This is a genomic window from Mesorhizobium quangtriensis (genome assembly GCF_040081925.1).
Lineage (GTDB): Bacteria > Pseudomonadota > Alphaproteobacteria > Rhizobiales > Rhizobiaceae > Mesorhizobium_K > Mesorhizobium_K quangtriensis.
Genome location: NZ_JBEBMF010000001.1, coordinates 1,160,045 through 1,175,312 on the forward strand (window position 1 = coordinate 1,160,045; position 15,268 = coordinate 1,175,312).

Annotated in this window: 12 protein-coding genes; 10 read left to right on the forward strand and 2 right to left on the reverse strand. The window is 62.4% G+C overall.

Annotated elements, in window-relative coordinates:
* Positions 1 to 41 precede the first annotated feature (41 nt).
* Positions 42 to 1,535, reverse strand: coding sequence for a MocR-like pyridoxine biosynthesis transcription factor PdxR (gene pdxR / locus ABMA32_RS05715; RefSeq protein ID WP_349012751.1), 1,494 nt, complete (start codon positions 1,533 to 1,535; stop codon positions 42 to 44).
* A gap of 252 nt (positions 1,536 to 1,787) precedes the next feature.
* Between pdxR and pgi the strand changes: the two genes are divergently transcribed.
* Both pgi and ABMA32_RS05725 read left to right on the forward strand, forming a co-directional pair.
* Positions 1,788 to 3,422 (forward strand): glucose-6-phosphate isomerase, encoded by a 1,635-nt coding sequence (pgi, locus tag ABMA32_RS05720; RefSeq protein WP_349012752.1) that lies wholly within the window; start codon positions 1,788 to 1,790, stop codon positions 3,420 to 3,422.
* Positions 3,423 to 3,444: 22 nt separating this feature from the next.
* Positions 3,445 to 4,167 (forward strand): HAD family hydrolase, encoded by a 723-nt coding sequence (locus tag ABMA32_RS05725; protein ID WP_349012753.1) that lies wholly within the window; start codon positions 3,445 to 3,447, stop codon positions 4,165 to 4,167.
* Here the strand turns inward: ABMA32_RS05725 and ABMA32_RS05730 are convergent.
* On the reverse strand, positions 4,156 to 5,853 hold the full coding sequence (locus ABMA32_RS05730) for a long-chain fatty acid--CoA ligase (protein WP_349012754.1): 1,698 nt from the start codon (positions 5,851 to 5,853) through the stop codon (positions 4,156 to 4,158). The two genes, ABMA32_RS05725 and ABMA32_RS05730, sit on opposite strands and share 12 nt — an antisense overlap.
* A gap of 315 nt (positions 5,854 to 6,168) precedes the next feature.
* On the opposite strand from ABMA32_RS05730, the gene ABMA32_RS05735 reads away from it, so the two are divergent.
* The 8 genes from ABMA32_RS05735 (at position 6,169) to ABMA32_RS05770 (ending at position 15,238) form a co-directional block, all read left to right on the forward strand.
* Positions 6,169 to 7,764 (forward strand): ABC transporter substrate-binding protein, encoded by a 1,596-nt coding sequence (locus ABMA32_RS05735; protein ID WP_349012755.1) that lies wholly within the window; start codon positions 6,169 to 6,171, stop codon positions 7,762 to 7,764.
* Positions 7,765 to 7,882: 118 nt separating this feature from the next.
* A complete protein-coding gene (locus ABMA32_RS05740; RefSeq protein WP_349012756.1) occupies positions 7,883 to 8,887 on the forward strand; it encodes an ABC transporter permease subunit in 1,005 nt (334 codons plus the stop codon).
* 12 nt (positions 8,888 to 8,899) lie between these two features.
* Positions 8,900 to 9,814 (forward strand): ABC transporter permease subunit, encoded by a 915-nt coding sequence (locus tag ABMA32_RS05745; RefSeq protein ID WP_349012757.1) that lies wholly within the window; start codon positions 8,900 to 8,902, stop codon positions 9,812 to 9,814.
* A 4-nt stretch (positions 9,815 to 9,818) separates the two neighbouring features.
* A complete protein-coding gene (locus tag ABMA32_RS05750; protein WP_349012758.1) occupies positions 9,819 to 10,691 on the forward strand; it encodes an ABC transporter ATP-binding protein in 873 nt (290 codons plus the stop codon).
* The gene (locus ABMA32_RS05755) at positions 10,688 to 11,515 is read left to right on the forward strand and encodes a dipeptide ABC transporter ATP-binding protein (protein ID WP_349012759.1); all 828 of its coding nucleotides are present in this window, start codon (positions 10,688 to 10,690) and stop codon (positions 11,513 to 11,515) included. The genes ABMA32_RS05750 and ABMA32_RS05755 overlap by 4 nt, the downstream gene beginning before the upstream one ends.
* A 222-nt stretch (positions 11,516 to 11,737) precedes the next feature.
* A complete protein-coding gene (locus tag ABMA32_RS05760; RefSeq protein WP_349012760.1) occupies positions 11,738 to 13,138 on the forward strand; it encodes a bifunctional enoyl-CoA hydratase/phosphate acetyltransferase in 1,401 nt (466 codons plus the stop codon).
* Entirely contained in the window at positions 13,135 to 14,322 is a 1,188-nt protein-coding gene (locus ABMA32_RS05765; protein WP_349012761.1) for an acetate/propionate family kinase, read from the forward strand. Before ABMA32_RS05760 ends, ABMA32_RS05765 begins: the two co-directional genes overlap by 4 nt.
* A 67-nt stretch (positions 14,323 to 14,389) precedes the next feature.
* A complete protein-coding gene (locus ABMA32_RS05770; protein WP_349012762.1) occupies positions 14,390 to 15,238 on the forward strand; it encodes a universal stress protein in 849 nt (282 codons plus the stop codon).
* Positions 15,239 to 15,268 lie beyond the last annotated feature (30 nt).

Here is a 15,268-nt window from a genome sequence, read left to right on the forward strand (position 1 = left end):
CAGCCCTTAAGTCGGACCCGTCTGAGAACGCCGTCTCGGTTTCAGGCCGCCGCCGGCCGCCGTCCCGCTGCGGTTGCCAGCTCGCGTATGCCGGGCTCAATGTGCTGCAGCGCGATCGACGAGATGCCGAGCCGCATGAAGCGTTTCGGCCTCTCGGCGGTGTCGAAGAAGCGGTCACCGGGCTCAATGATCACGCTGCGCGCGGCAGCCTGTGCCGCGAGGTCCCGGGCGTCCGCGTTGCGCGGACCTTCCAGCCAGAGCGAAGTGCCACCAGCCGAATCCGTTGCGCGCCATTCCGGCAGGAACGCCGAGATCGCGTGCACTAGCCGCTTGCGCCGCTCCTCGAAGGCAGTCGACAGCCGACGCACCAGAGCTTCGTGATGGCCGAGCGAAAGGAAGAGCGCGACGGCCCGCTGGTTGTTTGCCGGCGGATGACGCAGCATGAAGCGGCGCAGCGCCCGCAGTTCCGCGATTAGGCCAGCCGACGCCACGATGTAGCCAAGGCGCAGACCCGGCGCGAGGGTCTTGGACATCGAGCCGACATAGACAACGCGGCCCGAACGATCGATGCTTTTCAGTGCCTGCTGCGGCGCGTCGTCGAGAAGCTGGCTGTCATAGCCATCCTCGATCACGATCTGGTTGTCGCGCACCGCGCGCGCCAGAAGGTCCTGCCGACGTTCCGCCGACAGCGGCACCATGGTCGGGCAATGGTGGCTCGGTGTCACGAAGACGAAGCCCGCGTCGCTCGGTATGGCTGAGGTCACGATGCCTTCGTCGTCAACCGGCGTCGGGATCGTTTCGGCTCCGGCGAGCTTGAAGATGGAGCGGGCGTCTGGATAGCCCGGATCCTCCATCGCGACCTTGGAGCCCTTGGTCATCAGCAGGGTGGCCAGCATGTAGAGGGCATTCTGCGCGCCCAGCGTGACGATGATCTCGTCCGGGTTTGCGAAAATGCCGCGCCGCGGCAGCAGCCGCGCCTGAATCTGTTCGATCAGCAGCGGATCGTCGCGGTCCACCATGTCCGCCGCCCAGTTGCGGATCTCCAGCACAGCCAGCGCCATGCGGTTGCATTCGCGCCATTCGGCGGTGGGGAAGAGCGCCGGGTCGAACTGGCCGTAGACGAACGGATAGGACGACTTGATCCAGTTGCCGTGCTTGGCGGGCGGGGGCATATCGGAGGCTGCGATCTGCCGCCGTGCCTTCCAGTCGATCTCGTTGGAATTGTCGTTGGCCTTGCCGGACGGCTTTGCGGGAGTAGCGAGCACGTCCGGGTTGACGAAATGGCCGCGCCGCTCGCGTGCGATGAGGAAGCCCTGGTCTACAAGCTGCTGGAAGGCGAGCACCACGGTGCCGCGCGCAACGCCGAGCTTTTCTGCGAGGATGCGGCACGACGGCAGCGGCATCGATGCGGCAATCTGGCGGTCCAGGATCGCGGCGACAATCGCCTGCCTGATCTGCGCCTGCAATGTCTGTCCGGATTCCGCCGAAATTCTGAACAATCCGGACCAGATGGCCGTGTCGTTTCGCTGTGGCATGGCATGCTCCTTGGCGTTCAGTCCCCGCATTTCTGGCCCAGCGTTTTGTATTCGTGGCCCAAGGCGTTGCGCCAATGAATTTTTTTCATCGTAATGATTTATGCCAGTGATCGATGGAGACTGGCCCAGTCCACAACGCAATAGCGTGCGATAGAAATGACATGGAACCGCGCTATGGATGTTTCACGGCCTGTCGCATGACGACAAAGCTCTGCTATAGGTGCGCAACGCAGCAAAATCGGGAGTTCTTCGGTGGCAGATAGCGCGTTTCAGGCCAACCTCGCAGCATTGAAGGCTCACAAGACAGACGTCCCGAAGGACATGCGGGCAGCCTTCGCGGCCGATCCTCAGCGTTTTAAAAAATTCTCGCTGATGGACGGTGATCTGCTGCTCGATTGGTCGAAATGCGCAGTCACCGAAAAGACTATGCAATTGCTGGCCGCCGCCGCCGAGGCAGCCGGCGTAGAGAAGCGCCGGGCGGCCATGTTCTCCGGCGAGAAGATCAACATCACCGAGCACCGGGCCGTGCTGCACACCGCACTGCGGCAGCCGGCTGGGGCCAAGGTGTTGGTCGACGGCCATGACGTCGTCCCGGACGTGCACGCGGTCCTTGACGCCATGGGAAAGTTTTCGGACGCGATCCGCTCCGGTGAGGCCAAGGGCGCGACCGGCAAGAAGATCACCGATGTCGTCAACATTGGCATCGGCGGGTCCGATCTCGGCCCGGTCATGGCGACACTGGCGCTGGCGCCCTGGCACGACGGACCGCGCGCGCACTACGTGTCGAACATCGACGGCGCGCATATGCACGACACGCTGAAGGACCTCTCGCCCGAGACGACGCTCTTCATCATCGCTTCCAAGACCTTCACCACCGTCGAGACGATGACCAATGCCGAGACAGCCAAGCGCTGGCTGACCGCCAAGCTCGGCAACGATGCCGTCCAGCATCACTTCGCAGCCGTCTCCACCGCGCTCGATCTGGTGGCGAAGTTCGGCATCGCGAAGGACCGCGTCTTCGGCTTCTGGGACTGGGTCGGCGGGCGCTACTCGCTATGGGGCGCGATCGGCCTGCCGATCATGATCGCCGTCGGCCACCAGAACTTTCGCGATTTCCTCGCCGGTGCGCACGAGATGGACGAACACTTCCGCACCGCTCCGCTGCTGCAGAACCTGCCGGCGGTGCTGGGGCTTGTCGGCTATTGGCATCGTGTAGTGCGTGGTTATCCGGCCCGCGCCGTCATTCCTTATGATCAGCGCCTGTCGCGGTTCCCAGCCTACCTTCAGCAGCTCGACATGGAATCGAACGGCAAGCACGTCACGCTTGAGGGGATCGAGGCCTCCACGCCGACCGGTCCGCTCGTCTGGGGCGAACCCGGCACCAACGGGCAGCACGCCTTCTTCCAGCTCCTGCACCAGGGCACCGACATTATCCCGATCGAGTTCCTGGCGGCTGCCGTCGGCCATGAGCCGGACCTCAAGCACCATCACGATCTCCTGCTGTCCAATGTGCTGGCGCAGACGGCGGCGCTGATGAAGGGGCGCACGCTCGACGAGGCTAAGAAGCAGATGCTGGCGAAAGGCATGAATCCGGAAGACGTCGATAAGATCGCGCCGCACCGCGTGTTCTCCGGCAACCGTCCGACTGTGACGATCCTCTATCGCACGCTCGATCCGCGGACGCTCGGCCGCCTCATCGCGCTCTACGAGCACCGCGTGTTCGTCGAAGGCACAATGTTCGACATCAACTCCTTCGACCAGTGGGGCGTCGAGCTTGGCAAGGAGCTGGCTACCGAACTTCTACCCGTCGTCGAAGGCAAGGAGGATGCGTCGAAATATGACTCCTCGACCGCCGGCCTCGTGCAGCATATCAAGTCGCTGAGCTGAGATCGAAACCGGGGGACATGGTTTGGCGGAAATAAAAGGCATCCTGTTCGACAAGGACGGGACCTTGGTCGATTTCGAGAAGACCTGGTACGCGCTCGCGGACCTTATGGCGCTTCATGCCGCCGACGGGGATCGTGCGGCGGCGGACAGACTGATGGAACGGGCCGGCTACGACTATGCGCGCGGTGGCTTCAAGGCTGACTCTGTCTTTGCCGCCGGCACCAATGCAGACATCGTCGCGCTCTGGTACCCCGACGCGGATGCCACAGAGCGTCGCGAGAAGACGCTGTTTTTCGACGGCTTCACGGCAGAGCAGGGGGCTCTTCAATCTGTGCCGCTGGAAGGAAGCCGGGAAACGATCGCAAGTCTTCACCGCGCCGGCTTTCGCCTTGCTGTCGCCACCAACGATTCCACGGGCGGTGCGGAGAAAACGCTTCTGGCGCTTGGCATCGCCCAGATGTTCGATGCGGCCTATGGCTACGATTCCGTGGCGAATCCCAAGCCCGCGCCCGATACGATCGTCGCCTTTTGCGACCTGACCGGTCTCAAGCCGTCGGAACTGGCCATGGTCGGCGACAACCGCCACGATCTCGAAATGGCGAAAGCTGGCGGTGCGGGGCTGGCTGTCGGCGTTCTCTCCGGCACCGGCACCGCCGAGTCGCTGGCGCCACTGGCCGATGTCGTGCTGGATTCAATTGTCGACCTGCCAGCCTATCTGTCCGAACGCAATCGCCTACCCGCGTAGCTCCCGCCGCAGGATTTTCCCGACCGGCGTCTTCGGCAGGCTGTCGCGGAACTCGATATGCTTCGGCCGCTTGTAGCCAGTCAGATTCTCGCGGCAGTAGGCCAGCAGTTGCTCACTGGTCAGGTTGCTGTCCTTGCGCACGACGAAGAGCTTAGGCGCTTCGCCTGAATGCTCATCCGGCACGCCAATCGCCGCGACCTCCATGACGCCGGGGTGTAATGCGACGACTTCCTCCAGTTCGTTCGGATAGACGTTGAAGCCCGAAACGAGGATCATGTCCTTCTTTCTGTCGACGATCTTTGTGTAGCCGCGCTCGTCCATGAAGCCCATGTCGCCGGACTTGAAGAAGCCGTCGGCGGTCATCACCTTGGCCGTCTCGTCCGGCCGGTTCCAGTATCCCGCCATGACTTGCGGCCCGCGAATGCAGATCTCGCCGACCTCGCCGAGCGGCATGTCCTTGCCGTCGTCATCCCGGATCGCGATCTCGGTCGACGGGATAGGCAAGCCTATCGTGCCGGTGAACTCGTTTCCGCTCACCTTATTCGCCGTCGCCACCGGCGATGTTTCCGACAGTCCGTAGCCTTCGGTGATCTTGTTGCCGGTCACCTGCTGCCAGCGCTCGGCGACGCCGCGCTGCACCGCCATGCCACCGCCCAGCGAAAGGATCAGCCCGCTGAAGTCCAGCTTACGGAAATCCTCGTTGTTGAGGAGCGCGTTGAACAAAGTATTCAGGCCGGGAAGTATGTGGAAACGGTATTTGCCGAGCTCCTGCACGAAGCCCGGTATGTCGCGGGGGTTGGGGATGAGTACGTTCTGCGCGCCCATCTTCATTCCCATCAGTGCGTTCACCGTCAGCGCGAAGATGTGGTAGAGCGGCAGCGCGCAGATAAAAACGAGGTCCGCGGGTCTGGGCTTTTCGGTGAATGCGTCTTCGACCCAGACTCCGAGTTGCAGGACGTTGGCCATAACATTCCGGTGAAGCAGCGTCGCTCCCTTTGAAACGCCGGTCGTCCCTCCCGTATATTGCAGGAAGGCGACGTCATCCCCGGAGATATGCACCGGCTTCAGCGCCAAGGCGCCGGCTTCCCGGAGAACGGCGTTGAACGGTACATGCCCCGGCAACGACCACGCCGGAACGAGTTTCTTTATGCGCCGGACGACGAAATTGACCAGCAGCCCGTTGATGCCGAGCATGTCGCCCATCGTCGCGACCACGACATGCCTCACCGAGGTCTTGGCGACGACGGCTTGCAGGGTCTTGGCGAAGTTTTCGAGAATGATGATCGCTTCAGCGCCGGAGTCCTTCAACTGGTGTTCGAGTTCGCGTGGCGTGTAGAGCGGGTTGACGTTCACGACGGTATATCCCGCCCGCAAGATACCCATCATGGCGACGGGATACTGCAGCACGTTGGGCATCATGATCGCGACGCGCGCGCCTTTCGCTAGCCCTCTGGATTGCAGCCACGCACCGAATGCCGCAGACTGGCGTTCCAGTTCGGAATAGCTGATCGACTTGCCCATGCAGATGAAGGCGGTCTTGCCGGCATTTTGTGTGCAGGCGTCAGCCAGCAACTCGCCGATGGAACCCGAGGGAACAGAGATCTCCGCAGGCACGCCGGCCGGATAGCTCTTCAGCCATGGTCTGGCTACCGCCGCCGACCCGTCGGCTCCTTTGGTCGATCCCATCTTTCCTCCCTTGGCAGCCCGGTCCCGCATTATCTGTCGGTGCGGCTTTTCGGCCGGCCTTCAGAGTAATCCGCAAACTGCTCCAGCCATATCTATGGCCTTGCACGCCGGCCAGGCAAGTCGCGAGAAACCGCCTGTCTTGAAGATTTGGTGAAGCGAAAGCCCGGATTCGGCTACAAAACAAAGTTTTTGGAGAAGGATATTCCCCTGACGATACGGCAATCGGGCAGGGAGTTCCAAATACGGCAAAAGGGTGATTATATGCCCGCTTTCCGGCCCGTTTGAGAGGCCAGAAACATAATCAGGGAGACTTTGATGTTCAGAAAGAGCACTTTTGTGGCTGCGTTGTTGGCCGCAACCGTGGTCAGCGGCGTGGCGAGCGCAAAGACCTTTGTCTATTGCTCCGAAGCTTCGCCGGAAGGTTTTGACCCGGGACTCTATACCGCCGGCACCACGTTTGATGCGTCGGCGCATCCGGTCTACAGCCGCCTTCTGGAATTCAAGAAGGGCACCACCGAGACCGAGCCGGCACTTGCGGAAAGCTATGAGGTGTCCGACGACGGCCTAGTCTACACCTTCAAGCTGCGTCCGGGCGTCAAGTTCCAGACCACCGATTTCTTCACGCCGACGCGCGATCTGAATGCCGACGACGTGATCTTTTCCTTCGAGCGCCAGTGGAAGGCGGACAACCCGTGGCACACCTATGTCGAAGGCGCGTCCTGGGAGTATTTCGCTGGCATGGGCATGCCCGATCTTCTGCAGTCGATCGAAAAGGTTGACGACCTGACAGTCAAGTTCACGCTGAAGCAGCAGTCGGCTCCGTTCATCGCCAACATCGCGATGCCGTTCGCCTCGATCCTGTCGAAGGAATATGCCGACAAGCTGCAGGCCGACGGCAAGATGAACCAGATCAACCAGCAGCCGGTCGGCACTGGCCCGTTCACCTTCGTCGGCTATCAGCAGGACGCAGTGATCCGCTACAAGAAGAACCCCGACTATTGGGGTGATGCGCCCAAGATCGACGACCTCGTATTCGCGATCACCACCGACGCTTCGGTGCGCTTCCAGAAGCTCAAGGCTGGCGAATGCCACCTGATGCCGTATCCGAACGCCGCAGACGTCGAGGCGATCAAGGCGGATTCCAACCTGAAGGTTTCCGAGCAGGAAGGCCTGAACGTTGCCTATCTCGCCTACAACACGACGCAGGCTCCGTTCGACAAGGTCGAGGTCCGCAAGGCCCTGAACATGGCGATCAACAAGCAGGCGATCGTCGACGCGGTGTTCCAGGGCGCGGCAACCCCGGCCAAGAACCCGATCCCGCCGACCATGTGGTCCTACAACAACGCTGTCGAGGACGACAAATACGATCCGGAAGCCGCCAAGGCAGCCCTTGAAGCCGCCGGCGTCAAGGACCTGTCGATGAAGATCTGGGCTATGCCCGTCGCGCGTCCCTACATGCTCAACGCCCGTCGCGCGGCCGAACTCATCCAGTCCGACTTCGACAAGATTGGCGTCAAGGCCGAGATCGTGTCCTACGAATGGGCCGAATACCTCGACAAGTCCAAGGCCAAGGACCGTGACGGTGCCGTGATGCTTGGCTGGACCGGCGACAACGGCGATCCGGACAACTTCCTTGACACGCTGCTCGGCTGCGATGCCGTCGGCGGCAACAACCGCGCGCAGTGGTGCAACAAGGAGTTTGACGATCTCGTCACCAAGGCGCAGCAGGTGACAGACGTCGCCGAGCGCACCAAGCTCTATGAACAGGCGCAGGTCGTGTTCAAGCGCGAGGCGCCGTGGGCGACGCTCGACCATTCGCTCGCCATCGTTCCGATGCGCGCAAACGTCGAGGGCTTCGTGCAGAGCCCGCTTGGTGACTTCACCTTCGATACCGTCGACATCACTGAGTGATGCGCGTTTGACATGAGGGAGGGGCGTTCGCTACGCGGGCGCCCCTCCATTGTTTTGTTGTCCGGATGAAGCTTTCCAAATAGCGGTCGGCGTCGCCGATGCGATCAGGGGCTTTCTTATGTTTCGTTTCTTCCTCGGGCGTCTGGCAGTCCTGATCCCGACCTTCATCGGTGTGTCGATCATTGCCTTCTCCTTTATCAGGCTGCTGCCCGGCGACCCGGTCGCTCTACTATCGGGCGAGCGCGTCATGTCGCCCGAACGCCACGCCGAGATATCGGCGCAGCTCGGCCTCGATCGGCCGATCGTCATCCAGTATCTCGACTATCTGTGGGGCGTGCTTCGCGGTGATTTTGGGACATCGATCTCGACCAAGCAGCCTGTACTGCAGCAGTTCATGGAGTTGTTCCCGGCGACGCTTGAACTCTCGCTTTGCGCGATTATCTTCGCCATCATCCTCGGCATTCCGGCGGGCGTCTTCGCTGCCATCAAGCGCGGAACGATTTTCGATCAGGCCATCATGGGCACGGCCTTGATCGGCTTTTCCATGCCGATCTTCTGGTGGGGCCTGCTTCTGATCATCCTGTTCTCAGGCATCCTGCAGTGGACCCCGGTTTCGGGCCGCATCTCGTTGATGTATTTCTTCCCGTCGGTCACCGGCTTCATGCTGATCGACTCGCTGCTGTCGGGACAGCAGGGCGCGTTCAAATCCGCCGTCAGCCATCTCATCCTTCCGACGATCGTGCTCGGCACGATCCCGCTCGCCGTCATCGCCCGCCAGACCCGCTCGGCAATGCTCGAGGTCCTGTCGGAGGACTACGTGCGCACGGCGCGCGCCAAGGGCCTTTCCGCATATCGCGTTGTCGGCATCCATGCGCTGCGCAACGCGATGATCCCGGTGGTCACAACGATCGGCCTGCAGGTCGGCGTTATGCTCGCAGGCGCGATCCTGACGGAGTCCATTTTCTCCTGGCCGGGCATCGGCAAATGGATGGTCGATTCCGTGTTCCGACGAGACTATCCCGTGATCCAGGGCGGACTCCTGATCATCGCCGGCATCATCATGCTGGTGAACCTGATGGTCGATCTGCTCTACGGCCTCATCAACCCGCGCATCAGGCACTGAGGAGGCACCGCCATGGCTGACGCAGTCGCAAACCCAACCGGTCCCGTCTCCGTCGATCCGTCGCGACGCGCGCGGTTTGCAGAGTTCTGGTTCTACTTCTCCGAGAATCGCGGCGCGGTGATCGGTCTCTTCTTCTTTCTGTTTCTGATCGTGCTCGCGGTCTTCGCTCCGCTGATCGCGCCGCATGCACCGAACGCCCAGTACCGCGACGCTGTGCTGGTGCCGCCCTTCTGGCAGGAAGGCGGCAGCACCACATTCCTGCTCGGCACCGACGCTGTCGGTCGCGACATGCTCTCGCGCCTGATCTTCGGCACGCGCTACTCGCTGTTCATTGGCGTCATCGTGACGACGCTCTCGCTCGTCGGAGGCATTTTCCTGGGGGTCATCGCCGGCTATTTCCGCGGCTGGGTCGACACCGCCATCATGCGCGTGATGGACATCATCCTCGCCTTCCCGTCTCTGCTGTTGGCACTGGTGCTGGTGGCGGTGCTCGGGCCCGGCCTCACCAATGCGATGATCGCGATCGCGCTTGTCTTCCAGCCGCATTTCGTGCGTCTCACCCGCGCCGCCGTGATGGTCGAGAAGAACCGCGACTATGTCGTCGCGGCGAAGGTGGCCGGCGCTGGCCCGTTGCGCCTGATGTTCTCGACGATCCTGCCGAACTGCATGGCGCCGCTGATCGTCCAGGCGACGCTTTCCTTCTCAAACGCCATTCTCGATGCGGCAGCACTTGGCTTCCTCGGCATGGGCGCGCAGCCGCCGACGCCGGAGTGGGGCACGATGTTGGCCGAGGCGCGCGAGTTCATCCTGCGCGCGTGGTGGGTGGTCACGCTGCCCGGCCTCGCCATCCTGCTCACCGTGCTGGCGATCAACCTGATGGGCGACGGCCTGCGCGACGCGCTCGACCCCAAGCTGAAGAGGAGCTGAGGCAATGGCGCTTCTCGAAATCGAAAATCTCGTTGTCGAGTTCCAGATGGCGACCGGCATGTTCCGCGCGGTTGATGGCGTGTCGCTTTCGGTCGATAGGCGTGAGGTGCTGGCAATCGTGGGCGAGTCCGGCTCTGGCAAGTCCGTCTCCATGCTGGCGGTCATGGGGCTTCTGCCATGGACCGCAAAAGTGTCGGCGGACAAGATGATGTTCGACGGCATCGACCTGCAGAAGATTTCGCCGCAGGATCGGCGAAAGCTCGTCGGCAAGGACATGTCGATGATCTTCCAGGAGCCGATGGCGAGCCTCAATCCCTGTTTCACAGTGGGCTTCCAGATCGAGGAAGTCCTGAAAGTGCACATGGGCATGGACCGCACACAGCGGCGCGCCCGCGCCATCGAACTCCTGACGCTGGTCGGCATCCCCGAACCTGCGGATCGCCTGAACAGCTTCCCGCATCAGATGTCGGGCGGTCAGTGCCAGCGCGTCATGATCGCCATGGCGCTTGCCTGCAATCCGAAGCTGCTGATCGCCGACGAGCCGACCACGGCACTCGACGTGACGATCCAGAAGCAGATCCTCGACCTGCTTGTGCGCCTGCAGGAAGAGTATGGCATGGGCCTGATCATGATCACCCACAACATGGGCGTCGTCGCGGAAACGGCCGATCGAGTGATCGTTCAATACAAGGGTCGCAAGATGGAGGAGGCGGACGTGCTCTCGCTCTTCGAGAACCCGAAGAGCAACTACACGCGCGCCCTTCTATCCGCGCTGCCCGACAACGCGACCGGCGACCGCCTGCCGACCATCGATACGTTCCTGATGGAAGCGGAAGCCGCCGCCTTGGTCGCCCCGATGATGGAGCCGCCGCTATGAGCAAGGTCCTCGAAGCGAAGAACATCGTGCGCGACTACCATGTCGGCGGCGGTCTCTTTGGCAAGCCGCGCACCGTGCATGCGGTCAAGGGTGTCAGCTTCTCGGTGGAGAAGGGCAGGACGCTAGCCATCGTCGGCGAATCCGGCTGCGGAAAGTCGACGCTCGCACGCATCGTGACCATGATCGATGCCCCGACATCAGGCGAGCTCTTCATCGACGGCAAGAAGGTCGACATTTCCAAGGACGGCCTTTCGCCCGAGATGCGGCGCAAGGTGCAGATCGTGTTCCAGAACCCTTACGGTTCGCTCAACCCACGCCAGAAGATCGGCGACGTTCTGGGCGAGCCGCTGAAGATCAACACCGACGTCCCGGCAAGCGAGCGGCGCGATCGCGCCATGGCGATGCTGCAGAAGGTCGGCCTTCAGCCCGAGCACTATCATCGCTATCCGCACATGTTCTCTGGCGGCCAGCGTCAGCGCATCGCGATTGCCCGCGCGCTTATGCTGAACCCGAGTCTGCTCGTACTCGACGAGCCGGTCTCCGCGCTCGATCTTTCCGTGCAGGCGCAGGTGCTGAACCTTCTCGCCGACCTGCAGGACGAATTCCAGCTTACCTACGTATTCATCAGCCACGACCTCTCGGTGGTCCGCTACATCGCCGACGAGGTGATGGTGATGTATTTCGGAGAAGCGGTGGAATACGGGACTCGCGACGAAGTGTTTTCCAACCCGCAGCACAGCTATACGAAAACGCTGTTTGCGGCGACGCCGCGCGCCGATGTCGAAAGCATCCGGGCGCGCATCGCGCGCAAGAGGGCAGCCTGACGGCGCATTCGGAAATCCGCCTGCATTCGACGGCAGGGTCACGTTGTCGTGATCTTTGCCCGTTGTTTCCGCTCTATGGCGCGGCTCGCAAGGCGTGGCTGCGGATGCACAACGGCGACGTGTGTATCGGGCCGCCTGCTTTGGCCCACGTCAACGCGCGTTGACCCGCCGGCATCGCAAAAGTAGCGTCCGAAGCTCGATGCCTTACGACGGGAAGACACGATGGACGAAATGCTTCGGAACCGGACGTTCGATGCTCTGCAGATCGGTGATGCTGCGTCGGTTGTCCGCGTCGTCGGGCGCGACGACATCGAACTCTTCGCCGCCGTCTCGGGCGATGTAAATCCCGCGCATCTCGACGCGGCTTTCGCAGCGACCGGTCGTTTCGGCGATATCGTCGCGCATGGCATGTGGACAGCCGCGCTTGTCTCGGCAGTCCTTGGCACGGAGCTCCCCGGTCCCGGCACCATCTACCTCGGGCAGGACATTCGCTTCCTGAAGCCGGTCGCGCCAGGCGACACGATCACCGCGACAGTGACGGTGCGTGAAAAGCGGCCTGACAAGCGCATCGTCACGCTCTCCACCGTCTGCACGAACCAGGCAGGCGAGGAGGTGTTGAGCGGCTCGGCAACGGTTATAGCGCCAGACCAGCAGATCGAATGGCCGCGGACAAAGCTTCCCGACATCGAGTTTCGCCGTCACGATCGCTACGAAGCCTTCGTGCGTCGCGCGCGAGAAATCCCTGCGGTGCGCGCCGCGATCGTGCATCCGTGCTCGGCGGCAGCCATAACCGGCGCTTTGGAGGCTCGCGACGAAGGCCTGCTGGAGCCGGTCCTTGTTGGCCCCTTGCACAAGATCATGGCGGCCGCCGAAGCCGCTGCTGTGTCGCTTGAGGGCGTCGAGATCGAGCCGGTCGAGCACAGCCACGCTGCTGCGGCGCGTGCGGCCGAACTCGCGGTTGCCGGCAAGGTCGATATTCTCGTCAAGGGCAGCCTGCATACGGATGAGCTGCTTGGCGCGGTCGTCGCCCAGGATTCAGGCCTGCGTACCGAGAGGCGCATCAGCCATGTCTACGTCATGGACATACCGGCCTACGACAAGCCGCTGATCGTCACAGACGCCGCCATCAACATCCAGCCCACGCTGGAGCACAAGCGCGACATCTGCCAGAACGCCGTCGATCTCATGCATATTCTGGGCATTCGGGAGCCGCGTGTCGCGGTGCTGGCCGCGATTGAAACGGTCAACCCGAAAATGCCTGCAACGCTCGACGCGGCGGCGCTGACAGTCATGGCCGCACGCGGGCAGATCAGCGGCGCGAAAGTCGATGGGCCGCTCGCCTTCGACAACGCGATCAATGTCGATGCCGCCCGCACTAAGGGTATCGCGTCCGCCGTCGCAGGGCAGGCGGATATCCTGCTCGTGCCCGACCTCGAGGCAGGCAACATGCTGGCCAAGCAATTGATCTACTTCGCTGGCGCGACGGCTGCGGGCCTCGTGCTCGGGGCGCGCGTGCCCATCGTGCTGACGAGCCGATCCGATCCGCTTTCGGCGCGCATCGCCTCGGCCGCTCTTGCCAAGATGGTGTCGGTTCTTCGGGCACAGAAGGTTCCCGCCGTATGAGCGTGGAGACGCTGCTCACCTTCAATGCCGGTTCTTCGACGGTGAAGGTCGGGCTCTTCGAGCGGACTGCTACCGGTCCCAGAAGACTGGCGCGCGCGATCATCGATTTTCGTCACGATCCTCTGACTTTCCGGATTACGGAAGGGCCCAAAAAGATCGACATCGCGCTGAACGCAAAATCCGGCGACGATCTGACGGAGATTGTGGCCGAGACGTTCGACGAACTCGCGAAGGACTTCGATATCAGCCGTATCGCCGCAGTCGGCCACCGCGTGGTGCATGGTGGCGATGCGTTCGCCGGCCCTGTTACGCTCGACGACAAAACCATCGCGGCCATCGATGCCCTGACACCACTTGCCCCTCTGCATCAGCCGCAGGCGTTGAGGCTGATACGCGCCGTCGCCAACACGGGGCGCGGCCTTGTTCAGACGGCATCCTTCGACACCGCGTTCCATCGCACCAACGCTGATTTCGTCCGGCGTTTCGCGATCCCGCGCGCGCTCTTCGACCAGGGTGTCAAGCGCTACGGCTTCCATGGCCTGTCCTACAAATACATCACCGGCGAACTGCTGCGGACGCATTCCTCCATCGCTCAAGGCAAGGTGGTTGTGGCGCATCTGGGCAGTGGCGCCAGCCTCTGTGCCATCGACGGTGGTGAAAGCCGTGACACTACCATGGGGTTCTCGACGCTCGACGGCATACCCATGGCAACGCGCTGCGGCGCCATCGATCCCGGCGTGCTGCTGCATATGCTGGGCGCAGGAGGCGAAACCCTCGCCGAGTTGGAGGACATGCTTTACAATCGTTCAGGTCTTCTCGGCGTTTCCGGCATCAGTGCTGACAGCCGTGAACTGCTGGAAAGCAGGGCGCTTGAAGCCATCGAGGCAATCGAACTGTTCACGTTTCGCATCGCAGGCGAAATGGCCAGGCTCGCAGGCACGCTGCAGGGACTGGACGCGATCGTCTTCACGGCCGGCATAGGCGAGAACCAGCCTCGGGTCAGGGCAGGCGTATGCGAACGCCTCGGCTGGCTCGGCGTCGAACTCGACGCCCCAGCCAACGCCGCAAATGCCCCCATCATCAGTTCTCCGAAAAGCCGCGTCTCCGTGTTCGTCATACCAACGGACGAGGAGCAGGTGATCGCCGACGAGACCCTGTCTGTGATTGCAGGCGTCAAGACATGACTGCCGACGCAAGCATGGCAAACCGCACGCCCAGTCGGCCTGGAATTGGCCAGGGAGGCAGACCAAAATGACGCAAAGCCCGGCTCTTCCAGCCCACATCCTTTTTGCAACGGATCTCGGTGCGCGTTCCGATCGTGCGCAGGATCGGGCGATCAGGCTCGCGCGCGACTGGAACGCTAAGCTGACGGTGGTCCATGCGCTTGATACCCTCGACGCGCCGAACGACCAGCCGTCGCGACCGACGGCCGAAGGCGCAAGATCGCGCGCGTTCAGCCTGCTCAGGGAGCAGTTCGACAAGGATGTCGAGGTGGTGGTCGAGGAGGGCAAACCCGGCGATGTCGTTCTGCAGGCAGCGGAGGCGCGGCCTGTGGATCTGATCGTCACCGGTATCGCAGGCAACGATCCGATTGCTCAGTCGATTTTCGGCAGTGCGACATCGAAGCTTGTACGAAAGGCGGCCGCGCCTGTCCTCGTCGTCAAGAAGCGCGGGCTCGAACCCTATCGGCGGATTGTCGTGGCCACCGACCTCTCGGCTGCGTCGGCCGCCTCGCTCCGCCTGGCGCTGCGCCTGTTCGATCCGTCCGCTATCACCTTGTTTCATGTTTACGAAGCGCCCTTCAGCCGTTTCTTGGAAGAGCGCGACCTCTATGAACAGAAGCTGAAACCGGGCGCGCTTGACGATGTACGGCGCTTCGCGGTGGAGGCCGCCGGTGAGGCGGTGGCCGACCAATTGCATGTGGAGGTCGTGACTGGCGACGCCGCAGTCCGCATCGCGGACTACGCCGCCCAGATGGATACCGATCTCGTTGTCGCCGGCACGCAAGGGCGAAGCGGCATTGTCGGCGTACTCATGGGTAGCGTCGCGCTGGCACTTCTGGACGAAGTGCCATGCGACGTCATGGTCGTCCCGGCATAGCCAACGTCTTTTGACGTCAGATCGGCGTTA